The 13082-nt window shown below is 68.8% G+C and carries 17 protein-coding genes and 1 pseudogene; 6 read left to right on the top strand and 12 right to left on the bottom strand.

Annotated features, from left to right (window positions below; genetic code table 11):
- Together Q8N19_RS03540 and Q8N19_RS03535 are read right to left on the bottom strand one after the other, a co-directional pair.
- Positions 1 to 339: pseudogene (locus Q8N19_RS03540) on the bottom strand (NADH oxidase); the annotation flags it as partial.
- A 65-nt stretch (positions 340 to 404) separates the two neighbouring features.
- Positions 405 to 1388, bottom strand: a complete 984-nt coding sequence (locus Q8N19_RS03535; RefSeq protein ID WP_305588253.1) for an NADP-dependent oxidoreductase — start codon at positions 1386 to 1388, stop codon at positions 405 to 407.
- Positions 1389 to 1526: 138 nt separating this feature from the next.
- On the opposite strand from Q8N19_RS03535, the gene Q8N19_RS03530 reads away from it, so the two are divergent.
- A complete protein-coding gene (locus Q8N19_RS03530) occupies positions 1527 to 2156 on the top strand; it encodes a TetR/AcrR family transcriptional regulator (RefSeq protein ID WP_305588252.1) in 630 nt (209 codons plus the stop codon).
- Positions 2157 to 2162: 6 nt separating this feature from the next.
- Here the strand turns inward: Q8N19_RS03530 and Q8N19_RS03525 are convergent, their stop codons facing one another.
- Both Q8N19_RS03525 and Q8N19_RS03520 read right to left on the bottom strand, forming a co-directional pair.
- Positions 2163 to 3320 carry an iron-containing alcohol dehydrogenase family protein gene (locus tag Q8N19_RS03525; protein ID WP_305588251.1) on the bottom strand — a complete coding sequence of 386 codons (1158 nt, stop codon included), beginning with the start codon at positions 3318 to 3320 and terminating at the stop codon, positions 2163 to 2165.
- Between the two features lie 29 nt (positions 3321 to 3349).
- A complete protein-coding gene (locus Q8N19_RS03520; RefSeq protein ID WP_305588250.1) occupies positions 3350 to 3643 on the bottom strand; it encodes a hypothetical protein in 294 nt (97 codons plus the stop codon).
- A gap of 257 nt (positions 3644 to 3900) precedes the next feature.
- Here Q8N19_RS03520 and Q8N19_RS03515 point away from each other — a divergent pair, with 257 nt between their 5' ends.
- Entirely contained in the window at positions 3901 to 4095 is a 195-nt protein-coding gene (locus Q8N19_RS03515; RefSeq protein ID WP_305588254.1) for an alkylphosphonate utilization protein, read from the top strand.
- A 48-nt stretch (positions 4096 to 4143) separates the two neighbouring features.
- Here Q8N19_RS03515 and Q8N19_RS03510 read toward each other — a convergent pair whose 3' ends face one another.
- The 7 genes from Q8N19_RS03510 to Q8N19_RS03480 all read right to left on the bottom strand — a co-directional run bounded on the left by Q8N19_RS03510 (position 4144) and on the right by Q8N19_RS03480 (position 9730).
- Positions 4144 to 4503: an argininosuccinate lyase gene (locus Q8N19_RS03510; RefSeq protein WP_305588249.1), complete on the bottom strand. Its 360-nt coding sequence runs from the start codon at positions 4501 to 4503 to the stop codon at positions 4144 to 4146.
- An 88-nt stretch (positions 4504 to 4591) separates the two neighbouring features.
- Complete coding sequence (gene greA / locus Q8N19_RS03505) at positions 4592 to 5071, bottom strand: transcription elongation factor GreA (protein WP_305588248.1); 480 nt, start codon at positions 5069 to 5071, stop codon at positions 4592 to 4594.
- 47 nt (positions 5072 to 5118) lie between these two features.
- Positions 5119 to 5733, bottom strand: a complete 615-nt coding sequence (locus tag Q8N19_RS03500; RefSeq protein WP_305588247.1) for a TVP38/TMEM64 family protein — start codon at positions 5731 to 5733, stop codon at positions 5119 to 5121.
- Positions 5734 to 5797: 64 nt separating this feature from the next.
- Positions 5798 to 7483 (bottom strand): glycosyltransferase family 39 protein, encoded by a 1686-nt coding sequence (locus Q8N19_RS03495; RefSeq protein WP_305588246.1) that lies wholly within the window; start codon positions 7481 to 7483, stop codon positions 5798 to 5800.
- The gene (locus Q8N19_RS03490; protein WP_305588245.1) at positions 7480 to 8214 is read right to left on the bottom strand and encodes a glycosyltransferase family 2 protein; all 735 of its coding nucleotides are present in this window, start codon (positions 8212 to 8214) and stop codon (positions 7480 to 7482) included. Before Q8N19_RS03490 ends, Q8N19_RS03495 begins: the two co-directional genes overlap by 4 nt.
- Positions 8215 to 8318: 104 nt before the next feature.
- A complete protein-coding gene (locus Q8N19_RS03485; protein WP_305588244.1) occupies positions 8319 to 9032 on the bottom strand; it encodes a methyltransferase domain-containing protein in 714 nt (237 codons plus the stop codon).
- Positions 9029 to 9730: a hypothetical protein gene (locus tag Q8N19_RS03480; RefSeq protein WP_305588243.1), complete on the bottom strand. Its 702-nt coding sequence runs from the start codon at positions 9728 to 9730 to the stop codon at positions 9029 to 9031. The genes Q8N19_RS03485 and Q8N19_RS03480 overlap by 4 nt, the downstream gene beginning before the upstream one ends.
- 202 nt (positions 9731 to 9932) lie before the next feature.
- Between Q8N19_RS03480 and Q8N19_RS03475 the strand changes: the two genes are divergently transcribed.
- From Q8N19_RS03475 to Q8N19_RS03460, 4 genes are read left to right on the top strand one after another with little or no spacing between them, the layout of a single operon-like run.
- Positions 9933 to 10223, top strand: coding sequence for a hypothetical protein (locus tag Q8N19_RS03475; RefSeq protein ID WP_305588242.1), 291 nt, complete (start codon positions 9933 to 9935; stop codon positions 10221 to 10223).
- Positions 10224 to 10280: 57 nt separating this feature from the next.
- Positions 10281 to 10949, top strand: a complete 669-nt coding sequence (locus Q8N19_RS03470) for an ABC transporter ATP-binding protein (RefSeq protein ID WP_305588241.1) — start codon at positions 10281 to 10283, stop codon at positions 10947 to 10949.
- Complete coding sequence (locus Q8N19_RS03465) at positions 10946 to 12307, top strand: ABC transporter permease (RefSeq protein WP_305588240.1); 1362 nt, start codon at positions 10946 to 10948, stop codon at positions 12305 to 12307. Before Q8N19_RS03470 ends, Q8N19_RS03465 begins: the two co-directional genes overlap by 4 nt.
- Positions 12308 to 12318: 11 nt before the next feature.
- Positions 12319 to 12807 carry a DUF3299 domain-containing protein gene (locus Q8N19_RS03460; RefSeq protein WP_305588239.1) on the top strand — a complete coding sequence of 163 codons (489 nt, stop codon included), beginning with the start codon at positions 12319 to 12321 and terminating at the stop codon, positions 12805 to 12807.
- A gap of 10 nt (positions 12808 to 12817) precedes the next feature.
- Here Q8N19_RS03460 and Q8N19_RS03455 read toward each other — a convergent pair.
- A partial coding sequence (locus Q8N19_RS03455; protein ID WP_305588238.1) for a hypothetical protein occupies positions 12818 to 13082 on the bottom strand: 265 nt, incomplete at its 5' end.

Below are 13082 nucleotides of genomic sequence, written 5' to 3'. Positions count from 1 at the left end.
GGCGCCTTCGCCCGCGGCCACGACCACGCCCGCGCCCTCAGTGCCCACCGGCATGGAGTCATCCAGCCGCGCGGCGATGGCCTTCATATAGGCCGGCGGAATCGGCGCGGTGACCACCGGGCTGTCGGCGGTCCCGCTGGCCTTGGCCTGGCTCATATCGGCGGCGCTGACCAGCAGGCCGAGGTCGGACGGGTTGATCGGCGAGCCTTCCACCCTGACCAGGATTTCGCCGGGGCCGGGGGGCTGGACGGGAACGCGCGCCAGGGACAGTTCCAGCTCGCCGCTGGCCTTCACCAGGGATCGCAGCTGAAGGCCAGTCGTCTGCATGTCGAAGCTCATCTGGGGTCTCCCAAGATTTTCAAGGTTTTGTTGGATCGCAATGAGGGGGCGTCTGAAACGGTCCCCTAGTCGGCGATGTGGATCAGCATCTTGCCGTTGTTGGCGCCGGAGAACAGGCCGATCAGGCCCTCCGGCGCCCGCTCGAAGCCCTGCAGGATGGTCTCCTGGTACTTGACCCGGCCGTCCTTCAGCCAGCCGGTCATGTCGGCCAGGAAGGCGGCGTTCAGGTGGCCGAAGTCGCTGGCTACGAAGCCTTCCATGCGGATGCGGCCATAGATGAGGCTGAACAGGTTCCTCACCCCCTCGCCGCCGCCGTTGTAGGTCGAGATCATCCCACAGACCGGGATGCGGCCGCGGACGTTCATGCGCGGCAGGGCGGCGTCCAGATGCCCGCCGCCGACGTTTTCGAAATAGACGTCGATCCCCTTGGGGGTGGCGTCCTTCAGGGCCTGGGCCAGATCCTGGGTCTTGTAGTTGATCGCCGCGTCCAGGCCGACCTCGTCGCGCAGCCAGGCGGCCTTGTCGTCAGAGCCGGTCGAGCCCACCACATAACAGCCCTTGATCTTGGCGATCTGGGCGGCGACCGATCCCACGGCGCCGGCGGCGGTCGAGATGAACACCTGCTCGCCGTCCTTCAGCGCGCCGGTCTCCAAGAGGCCGCCATAGGCGGTGATGCCGGTGGCGCCCAGGGCGTGCATATAGACGCTGAGCGGAAGCTCAGGATCGCGCTTGAGGACCGACAGCCCCTTCCCGTCCGAGACGAAGCGCTCCTGGAAGCCGGCCCCGTGCCGCACCAGATCGCCGATGGCGAAGCGGTCATTGTGTGACTGGACCACCCGGCCGATGCCGCCGCCCAGCAGAGGTGCGCCGAGCGGCTGATCGGCGTCCAGGCGCGGCCGCATATAGGGATCCACCGACATCATCAGGGCCTCGACCTGCACCTGCCCCTCCCCGGCGTCGGCGACGGGAGCCTCGACCAGGGCGAAGTCGTCGAGGGTCGGCACGCCATTGGGGCGGCGCACGAGATGGATCTGGCGGGAGAGGGTCATGGGAAACAGTCCTTGCGCAGGCGCGGCCTGAGGCGTGATCGACACGCGAGAGCCGGAAAAATGACCAAATGAGTCTATACGGTCATTTGGTGCAGTCACCCGCTTGCTGTCAATCGCGGCAGGCGCCAAACAGGGACCATGTCCGACCCCACCCCCGAGGCGCGCGACGCCGCCGAGGCCCGCGGCAAGACCGCCGCCATCCTGGACGCAGCCCAGGAGCTGTTCGCCGCCTTCGGCTTCCGGCGTACGGCCATGGACGACATCGCCCGGGCGGCCGGCGTCGCCAAGGGCACCCTCTATCTCTATTTCGATGGCAAGGAGGCGGTGTTCAGGGCCATGCACGCCCGCACCCTGGCCGAGCTGAGCTGCAGCTGCGACCATGCAGAAGCCGCCGACCTGCCCTTCGCCGAGCGCCTCTACTTGCTGCTCGACGCCCAGTGCGGCAAGGCGCACGAGCGCTATGCCCGGTCCGCCCATCTGCTGGAGCTGGACGACACCCGCACCCGCATCGGCGCCGACCTCGGGCGGGCGGCGGATGCGGCCTATGCCGAACGTCTGCTGCGGGTGTTCCAAGCCGCAGACACGGCCGGAGAGATTGATCTGGAGACCGCAGGTCTCAGCGCCCAGGCGGTGGTCGAGACCCTGCTCGCCGCCACCCGGGGCGCCAAGCAGGGACCTGAGGGCCCGCTGGAGCTGGCCGCCTATCGGGGGCGGCTGCGCCAGATCGCCGATCTGGCCGCCGCGGCCGTCAGACCGCGGCGGTCCTGACCTGGTCTACCAGGCGGCGCGGTAGAGGGCTTCGATGGCCTGGGCGTCGACGGGCTTGGCGTTGCTCAGATTGACCCCATCGGCCATGGCGTCACCCACCAGCAGCGGCAGAAGCTCGTCCGTCCCGCCAAGATCGCGGATCGAGCGGGTGATGCCGATATCGTCGCGCAGGGCCACGACCGCCTCGATGGCCGCCCGGGCCTGGTCCTCAATGGACGCGCCGGGCTTACCCGCCCCCATGGCCTCGGCCACCTGAGCGTACTTGGCCGCGCAGACCTCGAGATTGTAGGCCATGACGTGGGGCAGCATGGTCGCCAGCGTCTGGCCATGGGCGGCGTTCAGCCGGGCCGACAGGGCGTGGCCGGTGCCGTGGGCGGCGCCGAGGCCCGAAACGTTGAACGCGATGGCCGCCATGCTGGACGCCATCAGCATCTGCGAGCGGGCCTCAAGGTCCGATCCATTCTCCACCGCCGTGCGAACATACTTGGCCACCAGCTCGATCGCGCCGAGCGCCACAGCGTCCGAATAGGGGGTGGTTCGCGCCGAGGTGAAGGCCTCGATGGCGTGGGTCAGCACGTCGAAGCCGCAGGTGGCGGTGGGGTACTTGGGCAGGCCGAGCGTCAGCTTCGGATCCAGCACCGAGACCACCGGCACGATGCTCGGATGCATGACATAGGTCTTGCGGCCCAGAGCGGTGTTGGTGATCACGCAGGCCGAATTGGTTTCCGATCCGGTGCCCGCCGTGGTGGCCACCGCGATCACCGGAACCCCAGGCTCCTTGCGGCCGCGGGTCTGCAGGTCGGTGACCTTGTCGCCATTGGTGGCCAGCAGCGCGATGGCCTTGCCGCAGTCCATGGACGATCCGCCGCCCAGCGCGATGACGACGGCGTCGCCCAGGGCGCGCAGGCGCAGGGCGCCGGCCTCGACATTCTCGTCGGTGGGATTGGCGGCCACGCCGTCGAACACCTCCACCTGAACGCCGTCGGCGGCCAGCTTCTCCAGCAGGGCGGTAGCCGCGCCGCTGGCCATCAGGCCCTTGTCGGTGACGATCAGGGCCGAGCTGCGGCCGAGCGCCTTCACATGGCTGGCGAGGTCCAGGCTGGAGTCCACCCCGAAGACGAGGGTCGGCAGCGGTCGAATCTGAAAGGTCTGGTTGGCAAGCATGGAATCTCCCCGAGAATTTTTTCAATCTGTCAGTGAAGGCCGCCGTCCAGCGGATGGGATCGCAGGCGGGCCGCCGCCCGCTCCAGGGCGTCAGCCAGTCCTGCCGCATTCCCGGCCCGGTTGGTCAGCTCTCCCAGGGCGAATGCCAGAGCCGTGGCGGTGGCGCCAAGGGGAATCCACTGGCGGGCCGCTTCCTCCAGAGCGCCGTCGACCACCCGACGGGCCCGGTCGAGGTCTTCCCGCTCGACGGCCTCGATCAGACGCCGCGCTTCGTGCGGGTCAAGGACGCCCCCGCCTGACTTGTCGCCCCGCTTCGCCGTCATGCTCACCTCCGCTTCGCGGGCATGTAATTTGCTATGTTATATCATTGCAAGAGATGTGGGCGGTCGGCATGTGGCGCAGATTATTCCCTGAGACCCATCGGCCTGATCGGCTATGGGGTCAGGCCTGACATCAGGGGTACCGCATGACCGGGCAAGGCGACGACTTCGTTTATGACGAGACCACCGGCGAATGGGTGAGCGCCAGCCAGGCGGCGGCCACAGCCGCCCCGGCCGAGCAGGTCGAGGTCCGCGACGCCATGGGGACCATGCTGGCCGACGGCGACAGCGTGACCCTCATCAAGGACCTGAAGGTCAAGGGCGCCGGCCAGACCCTCAAGCGCGGCACGGTCATCAAGTCGATCCGGCTGACCGGCGACTCACAGGAGATCGACTGCCGCTACGAAGGCATCAAGGGCCTGGTGCTGCGGGCGGAGTTCGTGCGCAAGGCCTGAGGCAAAGGCTCCCGCGCCAGCCGGCGCAGGAGCCTCATATCGGATCGACTACTCGGTTTCGGCCCAGGTCCGGCCGCTGGCGCGGTCGTAGGAGATGGCCACGCTGGAGATGGTGCACAGGTCCAGGCGCGACCAAACCGCCTCTTCACCGTCGTCATAGACGACCTTGAGGTCGAAGCTGCACGCGCCTTCGGCGGCGTCGAACACGATGTCGACGGCCTCGCCGTCCGCCAGGACGTCGGCGCCCATGACGTCCTCTTCCCAGTTATCTGAGCGGCTGGGGGCCACATAAACCTGTTCGATGGTGTAGCCCGTGGCGTTGGTCAGGGTGAAATCCTGATCTCCAGCCATGGCCGGCGCGGCGGCCAGAACGAACAGGGCCGTCAGGCCCGCGGCAAGCGTCTTCATTGTAGGGGTCACTCTGTTTGAACCAAGCTTGAGCGTTAGCACCCAGGCCGTTCAGACAACAGAGGTTTCCAGCCCGGCGGGGCCGGCCTCAACGGACCGCCAGAACCTCAACCTCAGCCCCATTGACCAGAGCCACCTCCCCGACCGTCTTGCCCAGCAACGCGCGGGCGATCGGCGAGACATAGGAGATGCTCCCCTGCCCCGGCTGGGCCTCATCTTCGCCGACGATGCGGAAGGTCTGGCGACGGCCATCCTCCCGCTCCAGATCGACCGTGCGGCCGAACTGAACCTTGTCGGGTTCGGCGTCGGGCTCTGTCAGCTGGGCGGTGGCCCGGCGGGCCGACCAGTAGCGGAGGTCGCGGGTGGCGCGCGCCATGGCGGTGCGGTCGGCGCTGACTCCGCCCTGCTGCTGGGCCGCGCCATAGGCGGCGCGGGCCTGTGCGAGCTCCGCCTCAATGGCCGCGAGGCCTGAGGCGGTGACGAGATTCGGATGGGCGGAGACGGGACGGTCCGGCAGGTCGGCGGCCTGGGACTCGTAGTCTTCCTCTCGGGTGAAGGCGACGCTCATCGGGGGAATCTAGGGACTCCGACCCCAACATGCAAAAGAGATGCGGCTCAGGCCTGCAGCCGTCGGCGCCAGGCGCGCACCACCAGGAACATGATCAGGGTCAGGACCAGGGCCAGGCCCACCGCCCCCCAGGCGGCAGGATCGCCGGTCCGAAGGGCGTTGATGGCGGCGGCCCCGCCGAACACCATCAAAGCCATCTTGGGCAGGCTGCCCACCCCCGCCCCGGCGATGAAGGGCCAGTAGCCCATCGGCGTAGCGCCGGCGGCGATATTGACCATCACCGAGGGAACGGTCGGCGCCAGACGGATGCCGGCGCTGACCCAGAAGCCGCGCCGGGCCAGACCCATCATCAGGGCGGCGATGGACTTCGACTGGTGCTGCAGGAGCAGCCGCGCGCCAAACTTCCGGCCCACCAGGAAGCCCAGGCTGCAGGCGATCATCTTGCCGATCCAGCTGTAGGCGAAACCGGCCCAGGGTCCGAAGACCAGCACCAGGGCGGTGATCAGCACGAACTGCGGCGCCCCGAGACTGGCCAGGGCGGCGAAGGTCAGGACGCCCAGCAGCGGCGCCTGCGGGCCATCCCCCAGGGCGTCCACCGTCCGCGCCAGGCTCTCGGCGTCGCCCAGGGGCAGCAGCGGGGCGGCGAACCCCAGCAGGGTCACAAGGCACAGAATCCCGACAGCGATCAGGGCGCCTCGGCGCCCCGTCGCGGGCTCCGGCGGCGGATCAGGGGGCGACAGCTGGCGGTCCGCCGGCAGGGGCGGCGACGAAGAGGGTCAGGGCGAGATCCTCCCCGTCGGAATAGTTCTGACCGGCCACCTGACCCGTCGCCCGAGGCGCCAGGCCCAGCGCCAGGGCCTGTTGCAGGAAAGCCTCCCGCTGGGCCGCGCCGATCACGGCGACACCGCAGTCCTGAGCCCGGGCCAGCGCCTCGGCGGCGGCCTCCGGGGTCGCGGTCAGGTTGGTCGCCCGCGGCCCGTTGAGGAAGACCAGGCTTGGCTCGTGATAGGGCGCGCTGATGATCTGCGGCTGGGCGCAGGCCGGAACCGCCGCCCGGGCCGCCTGGGCGATCTGCGGGCTCAGCCAGAGGGCCTCCAGGCGCGGCAGGCCAAGCCCATAGGTGTTGAGCGAGACCACGGCTGCGGCCACCGCGGCGGCCAGAACCGCTTGATCTGGTCGCCCGGCGAACACCCGCCAGATCATGACGCCGACCGCCGCCAGGGCTGCGGCGGCGAGCGCGAGGGCGACCGGGTGCAGCCGCGCCTCATAGATCCAGAAACCAACCGGGGCCAACAGGCTGACCGTCAGGCTCACGGCCAGCCAGAGCAGCAGGAACATCCCAAACAGCACCTTGAGCCACCGCGCGGTCGCCTGCGGCTGGGCGCTGGTCGCCGCCAGCGCGGTCAGGACGGCGATGGCTGGAAAGACCGGCAGGACGTAGTGGGGCAGCTTGGTGGAGACGAATTCGAACACCAGCCAGGCCGGAATGATCCAGCAGATCAGGAAGCGGATTTCGGGCCTGGCTCGCTCGCGCCAGGCGAATGGGACCGCCAGGGCCGCCAGCAGCGCGCCGGGCCAGAAGGTCAGGGCGAAGCCCATCAGATGGTAGCCCACCGGCCCGCCGTGCGACTGCTGGCCGGTGCCCACCTTGTGCAGCAGGTTGTCGCCGATGGCCACGCGGAAGAAGTCGCCGTCTGTCGCCAGCCCGATGGCCACATACCAGGGCGCGGCGATCAACAGGGCGAGCGGCAGGCCCCACAGCGGCTGCAGCGGCGCAAGGCGCTTGAGACTCCGGTCCCACAGCGCCAGGGCCAGGGCGCAGAGGCCCACGACCAGCAGGATGATCGGCCCCTTCAGCATGCCGCCCACCCCCAGCGCGATCCAGAAGATCAGCACCGGCCATCGGCTGCGCGCGGCGCCGGTATAGACCCGCATGAAGGCGAACTGGGCGATGGTCACCGCCGCCAGCAGCGAGGCGTCCGTCTTGGCGATCCGCGCCTCGAATCCCAGCGACATGCATGAGGCGAGCAGCAGCCCGGCCAGCAGACCGGTCCAGGAGCCGAACCACAGGCTGGTCATCACCCCGGTCACCAGGACCGCCGCCAGGGCCGCCGTCAGCGACGGCAGGCGAAACGCCCAGATCTCCCGGCTGCCAGGATCGGTGAAGGTCGCCGCGCTCAGGGCCTGCAACCAATAGACGCCGGCCGGCTGCAGGTAGCGGGGCTGCTCCTGAAAGCGGATATCGACGAAGTCGCCCGTGGCCAGCATCTGGGTCGTGGCGACCGCATAGCGCGACTCGTCCCGGTCCACTGGCGGCAGGCCGGTGAGACCCGGCGCCAGGATGACCAGGGCCGCGGCGAGCAGCAGCAGCGCGCCTTTCAGGCTGAGGCGCTGGTCGCCCAGCAGGCTCACGGCCGGCGCTCCGCCACGTCAGGGGCGCGGATGCGGCTCTTCAGCCAGATCACGCCGAGCAGGTCGCCGACCCCGACCAGGGCCCGGCCGAGATTGGTGTATTTCGACACCCCATGCAGGCGCGCATGGTGGGTCACCGGATGATTGATCAGGGGATGGCCATAGGCCTGGAACAGGGCCGGCAGGAAGCGGTGCATGCCCTCGAAACAGGGCAGCTTCAGAAAGTCCTCCCGGGCGAAGAGCTTCACCCCGCAGCCGGTGTCCGGGCAGTGGTCATTGAGGACCCGGGCGCGGAAACCGTTGGCCAGTCGCGTGGCCACCAGGCGCGGCCAGGGATCATCCCGTCTTACCCGCACGCCGGCCACCAGCGGTCGGCGGCCATCTGCCGCCAGGGCCAAGGCGAGCATGTCGCCCAGGTCGCCTGGGGTGTTCTGACCATCGCCGTCGAGGGTGCCCACCCACGGCGCACGGGCGGCCATCACCCCGGTGCGCACGGCCTGGGATTTTCCGCAGCAGCGGTCATGGCCGACGAGCCGGATTTCGGGATGGCGGGCGGCGAGGTCGAGGATCACCTGGGCGGTGCCATCGGTAGAGCCGTCGTCGACGAAGACGATCTCGAAGGGGCCAACCCCGGCCAGCTGGCTCAGGCAGTCGGCGGTGACCGCGGCCACATTCTCGGCCTCGTTGAGAACGGCGATGACCAGGGAGAGGCCTGGCTCGGCATCCGGCATGACTGGGGGCTCCACGCCACCTCCTCAGTTGTTCGAAGCCACGCGTCTCAGCCGCGGGCGCGTGCTGGCCGGCGCCTGGCCGCCGCCCCCCTTGGCGGAACCGCCTAGGCTCCCTGTCGATTCGTCATAACCCCCGCCGGGCGGGCTGGAAACTGTTTCCCTGCGCTGAGGGTCGGCCCGCCCGCCGGCTGAAGCATGGCTGCAGGGGCCCGGGTGAAGCAGGCCATCTGGGTCGGCGCGCCAAATCGGGGATGGCTCCAGCCGATCTCGCTCCAGGCCGCCGAATAGCCGTTGCGCAGCGCCACGCCCTCCGCCCAGGCGGCGAACCTCGCCCTTGGCCACTCGAACCTGTGGTCCGGGTGACGTTTGCGGCCCGGCGCCAGGCCCAGCAGGCCATTGCTCTCGACGTTCGGCGTGGTGATCACCACCAGGCCCGGTCGGGCGATGGCGAAGATCGCCCGCTCCACTTGCGACAACCGGTCGGGCTCCACATGCTCCACCGTCTCCAGCAGGACGGCGGCGTCCAGGCCAGAGAGACCAGGATTGGCCTCCGCGAACGAGCCGTGGACGAGGCGCAGGCGCCCCCCGGCCACCTCCGGCGCCAGTCGGCCGCGAAGTCGCTCCAGGGCGGCGGCCGACTGCTCGACCCCGATCAGGGCCTCGAACTGGGTCTCGGCCATCAGCCGCTCCAGCAGGGCGCCGGAGCCGCAGCCAAGGTCGCACACCGTCCGCACGCCCCGTTCCAGCAACAGGGCGACCACGGTCTCCAGCCGCTCCCGGTGCAGGGGGCTGACCTGCGAGGCGTCCGGCGCGATCACGCCGCCCAGCCGCGATAGATGGTGCAGGTCTCCTGCACGTCTCGCAGGGGGTTGTCGAAGGCCACGACCTCGGCGTCCACCCGGTCGAAGACCTTCGCCATGCGCGACAGGAAAGCCTCGTCCGGCGCAGCGTCCGACCAGAGGCCAAACACCCCCTGGGGATGCAGCCACGCCATGAGATTGCGCAGGCCAACCTCAGTGTAGAGGTCCCCGTTGGCCGCATTGAGCCAGGCCTCTGTCGAGTGATCGATGTCCACCGCGATCACATGAAACCGTCCAGGCTGCGGCGCCGCGCCGGTTCGGACCATGTTGAAGAAGTCGCCCGCCTCCAGCTGGCAGCGGGGGTCGCCTGACAGGCGTGGACCCAGGTCCACGAGGCCGTCCCGATGCCACGCGATCACCTCGGGCAGAACATCAACAACCCGAAGGCTGCGGACCTCATCGTGGTCAAGCGCGGCGGCGGCCGTGTAGCCCAGCCCCAGCCCGCCGACCAGCACGTCCAGGGGTCCGGCCGGCGCACCCGCCACCGACAGGTGGGCGAGCGCCCGCTCGCCGGCGGTAAACAGGCTCGACATCAGGAAGTCCTCCCCGAGCTTGACCTCCAGGACGTCCAGATCAAGGGCCAGCATCCGGCGCCGGCGCAGGCTGAGCGCGCCCAGGGGGGTGATGTGGTAGGCGAGTTCGGCGAACGGGCTCATGGGGTCGATTCTGGTCCTGGCTGGACCGCAGGCCCAAGGCAGGCGGCATGCAGCGTGAAAATCCGCAGGCTTTGCCCTGAGGATGTGCGGTTTCCGCCAATTCCCTGACCAATCGCGAAGGAATCGCCCGCAGACGTCAATCACCTGTCGTCAGACGCGGTGTTTCTTTGTAACATTTTGCCAGTCCGTTGGGAGAATGATCATGCGCGTCGCCATCCTGCTTGGAACCTGCCTGGCCCTGGGCGCGGGCGCCGCCCAGGCCTGCGATCAGCATGACAACGACTACAGCCCCATGTCGGCCTATTTCAGCTATCGGGACATGAGCCCCGAAGAGCGCCGAAACGCTGACGCCGCGGCCCGGGACGCCATGCGCGAAAAGGACATCATGGCCGGCCGCGCCGCCCTGATCAGCCGCTTCGCGATCAAGGTCGAACCCGGTCCTGACGAGCGCCAGATGGCGCAGGCCAGCCGTCGGCAGGTCGCCGCCCGTTAGGCATCCCTTTCCGCCCGTCTTCCGCTTAAAATCCACCGGACACCTCGCGCCGATCGCATGACGACGCCCGCCGAACCCCTGATCGAGGTCCGAAACCTCCGCCATGAGATCGATGGGCGCTGTGTGATGGCCGCCCCAGCTTTCGCCGCCGCCAAGGGGGAGCACACCCTTCTGCTTGGCCCGTCCGGCAGCGGCAAGACCACCCTGATCAACGTGATCACCGGCCTGATCACCCCGACCTCAGGAGAGGTTCGGATCGCTGGACAGCTCATGTCGGCCCTGCCCGCCGCGCAGAGAGACCAGCTGCGACGTCGCACCATCGGCGTGGTCTTCCAGACCCTGCGGCTGATCGGCGCCCTCAGCGTCCGGCAGAACCTGGCCCTGGCTCAACGCCTGGCCCTGGGTCAGAACGATTCCACCGCCATCGAGGCCCTGATCGCCCAGGTGGGCCTGACCCACCGGGCCGACGCCCGGCCCCGGGAACTGAGCCAGGGGGAAGGCCAGCGGGCCGCCATCGCCCGGGCGCTCTGCGCCAGACCGGCCATCGTGGTCGCCGACGAGCCGACCTCGGCCCTGGACGACGCCAACGCCATCGCCATGTCAGACCTCCTGCTGGCCACGGCCGAGGCCACGGGCGCCACCTTGCTGATCGCCACCCATGACAACCGGCTGCGGGCCAGGTTCGATCGCACCATGACGCTCGCCGCACCGCAGGTGGCCGCATGACCCTGGCCGGCCTGTCCCTCGCCTATCTCAAGGACCGGGCGCTCAATACGGCGCTGAACATCCTGCTGCTGACACTCAGCGTGGCCACCCTGGTGATCCTGGTGCTGTTTTCCAGCCAGCTCGCCGAGCGGTTCGAACGGGACGCCCAGGGGATCGATCTCGTGGTGGGGGCCAAGGGCTCGCCCCTGCAGCTGATCCTGTCGAGCATCTATCAGGTGGACGTCCCCACCGGGAACATTCCCCTGGCGACGGTCGATCTGCTGAGGGCGGACCCGACGGTGGCCGAGGTGATCCCGCTGGCGCTCGGCGACAGTTTCCGGGGCTATCGCATCGTCGGGACCGAACCTGCCTATGTGGAGAATTTCGGCGGCGTTCTGGCCCAGGGTCAGATGTTCGCCGCCGACTATCAGGCGGTGATCGGCGCTCAGGTGGCGCGCGAGACGGGCGCGGGCCTCGGCCAGAAGTTCGTCGGCTCCCACGGCCTGTCCGGGGATGGCCACGACCATGAGGAGACCCCCTATGAGGTGGTCGGCATTCTGGCTCCCACCGGCACGGTGCTCGACCGCCTGATCGTCACGCCGGTGGGCAGCATCTGGGCCGCCCACGGTTTTGCGCCCCCGCCCGCCGAGGGCGCCGCTGAAGATCACGACGATCATGCCGGTCATGACCATGACCATGACCATGACCACGACCATGATGGAGACGGCCATCAGGACCACGCGGCGCATGACCATGAGGATGGGCACGAGGACGCGCACGACGAACATGCCGAGGCCGAACCCGAGCACGCCGCCCACGCCGGCGGCGGCGATCTTGAAGTCACCGCCCTGCTGATCAAGTACCGCTCTTCCATGGCCGCGGTCCGCCTGCCCAACTTCATCAACAAGCAGACAGAACTGCAGGCCGCCGCGCCGGCGGTGGAAATGACCCGGCTCCTGTCCCTGCTGGGGGTGGGGATCGACGCCGTCCGGGCCTTCGCCATCCTGCTGATGGCGACCAGCGGACTTTCGATCTTCGTGGCCCTCTATTCAGCCCTGCGCCAGCGCGAGGGGGACATGGCCATGCTGCGAGTCATGGGCGCACGTCCAGGCGCCATTTTCGGCCATATCGTTCTGGAAGGGGTGCTGCTGGCCGCGGCCGGCGCCCTGCTGGGCGTGGCCGTCGGTCACGCGGTGGTCGCCGCCTCGGCGGCGAGCTTCCCGCAGCTTCGGGACATGGGCCTCACCGCCGCGCGCTTCGAGACCGCGGAATTGGTGATCGTCATGGCTGCGATTGGCATGGGCGCTCTTGCGGCGCTCATCCCGGCGCTCAAAGTCTTCCGGGTCGATATCGCCAAGACCCTCGCCGACACCCGCTAAGGAGTAACGTCATGTTCGTCCGGCTGATGCTGGCCCTGTCCCTGGTGGTCGCCGCCACGCCCGCTGGCGCTGCGCTGCAGTCGCGCCCCGCCGCCCCTACTGAGAGTGTCTGGAAGCCAGCCGCCACCCCGCCGGGCGGCGTCTCCTGGGCCTTGCTGGAGTCGACGAAAGAGATCACCCGCACCGATACGCGCGGCTATCTGCTGTCCAAGCCCGACTTCCCCCCCGGCGTCCTGGCGCTGAAGGGCAAGAAGGTGAAGGTCTCCGGCTATATGATGCCCCTGCAGAACGGGAAGACCCAGACCCACTTTGTCCTGCTGGCCTATCCGCCCGACTGCCCTTTCCACCTCAATCCGAGCCCGATGCAGTTCATCGAGGTCAAGACCGACAAGGGCGTCGTCTTCGACTACGGCGTGAAGACCATCGAGGGCGTGCTGGAACTCAGCGGCCAGGACGAAGGCGGGGTCTTCTACAAGATCAATTCCGGCCGGGCGCTCTGAACCACCACGCCTATTGCAGGGCTTCCAGGAAGGCGGGGCGCAGGGTGATCGTCAGGTCGCTCGGACGCGCCCCGGCCTCGAAGGTGGCGAAGGTGTAAAGCGAAGCGAGCTGGCGGACCGTCTTGTCCTTCGGCGGGTCGATGGCCAGCAGGGTGCTCAGTCGCCGGCCCAGCCGTCCGTACTCCAGCCAGAAGGCCGTCTCGGTCAGGCCACAGGATCTGGCGAGATCACCCGCATTGGCCCGAGCGCCCGGGCGCTGAGAATGGGCGTGCAGG

The sequence above is a fragment of the Phenylobacterium sp. genome (assembly GCF_030693405.1).
Lineage (GTDB): Bacteria > Pseudomonadota > Alphaproteobacteria > Caulobacterales > Caulobacteraceae > Phenylobacterium.
Note: the sequence above shows the minus strand (reverse complement) of the source record. Positions and strands in the feature narration are given on the sequence as shown.

Coding starts and splice junctions, on each gene's coding strand:
- Q8N19_RS03535 (WP_305588253.1), bottom strand. CDS start 1,388: ATGACCCTCTCCCGCCAGATCCATCTCGTGCGCCGCCCCAATGGCGTG.
- Q8N19_RS03530 (WP_305588252.1), top strand. CDS start 1,527: ATGTCCGACCCCACCCCCGAGGCGCGCGACGCCGCCGAGGCCCGCGGC.
- Q8N19_RS03525 (WP_305588251.1), bottom strand. CDS start 3,320: ATGCTTGCCAACCAGACCTTTCAGATTCGACCGCTGCCGACCCTCGTC.
- Q8N19_RS03520 (WP_305588250.1), bottom strand. CDS start 3,643: ATGACGGCGAAGCGGGGCGACAAGTCAGGCGGGGGCGTCCTTGACCCG.
- Q8N19_RS03515 (WP_305588254.1), top strand. CDS start 3,901: ATGGGGACCATGCTGGCCGACGGCGACAGCGTGACCCTCATCAAGGAC.
- Q8N19_RS03510 (WP_305588249.1), bottom strand. CDS start 4,503: ATGAAGACGCTTGCCGCGGGCCTGACGGCCCTGTTCGTTCTGGCCGCC.
- greA (WP_305588248.1), bottom strand. CDS start 5,071: ATGAGCGTCGCCTTCACCCGAGAGGAAGACTACGAGTCCCAGGCCGCC.
- Q8N19_RS03490 (WP_305588245.1), bottom strand. CDS start 8,214: ATGCCGGATGCCGAGCCAGGCCTCTCCCTGGTCATCGCCGTTCTCAAC.
- Q8N19_RS03480 (WP_305588243.1), bottom strand. CDS start 9,730: ATGAGCCCGTTCGCCGAACTCGCCTACCACATCACCCCCCTGGGCGCG.
- Q8N19_RS03475 (WP_305588242.1), top strand. CDS start 9,933: ATGCGCGTCGCCATCCTGCTTGGAACCTGCCTGGCCCTGGGCGCGGGC.
- Q8N19_RS03470 (WP_305588241.1), top strand. CDS start 10,281: ATGACGACGCCCGCCGAACCCCTGATCGAGGTCCGAAACCTCCGCCAT.
- Q8N19_RS03465 (WP_305588240.1), top strand. CDS start 10,946: ATGACCCTGGCCGGCCTGTCCCTCGCCTATCTCAAGGACCGGGCGCTC.
- Q8N19_RS03460 (WP_305588239.1), top strand. CDS start 12,319: ATGTTCGTCCGGCTGATGCTGGCCCTGTCCCTGGTGGTCGCCGCCACG.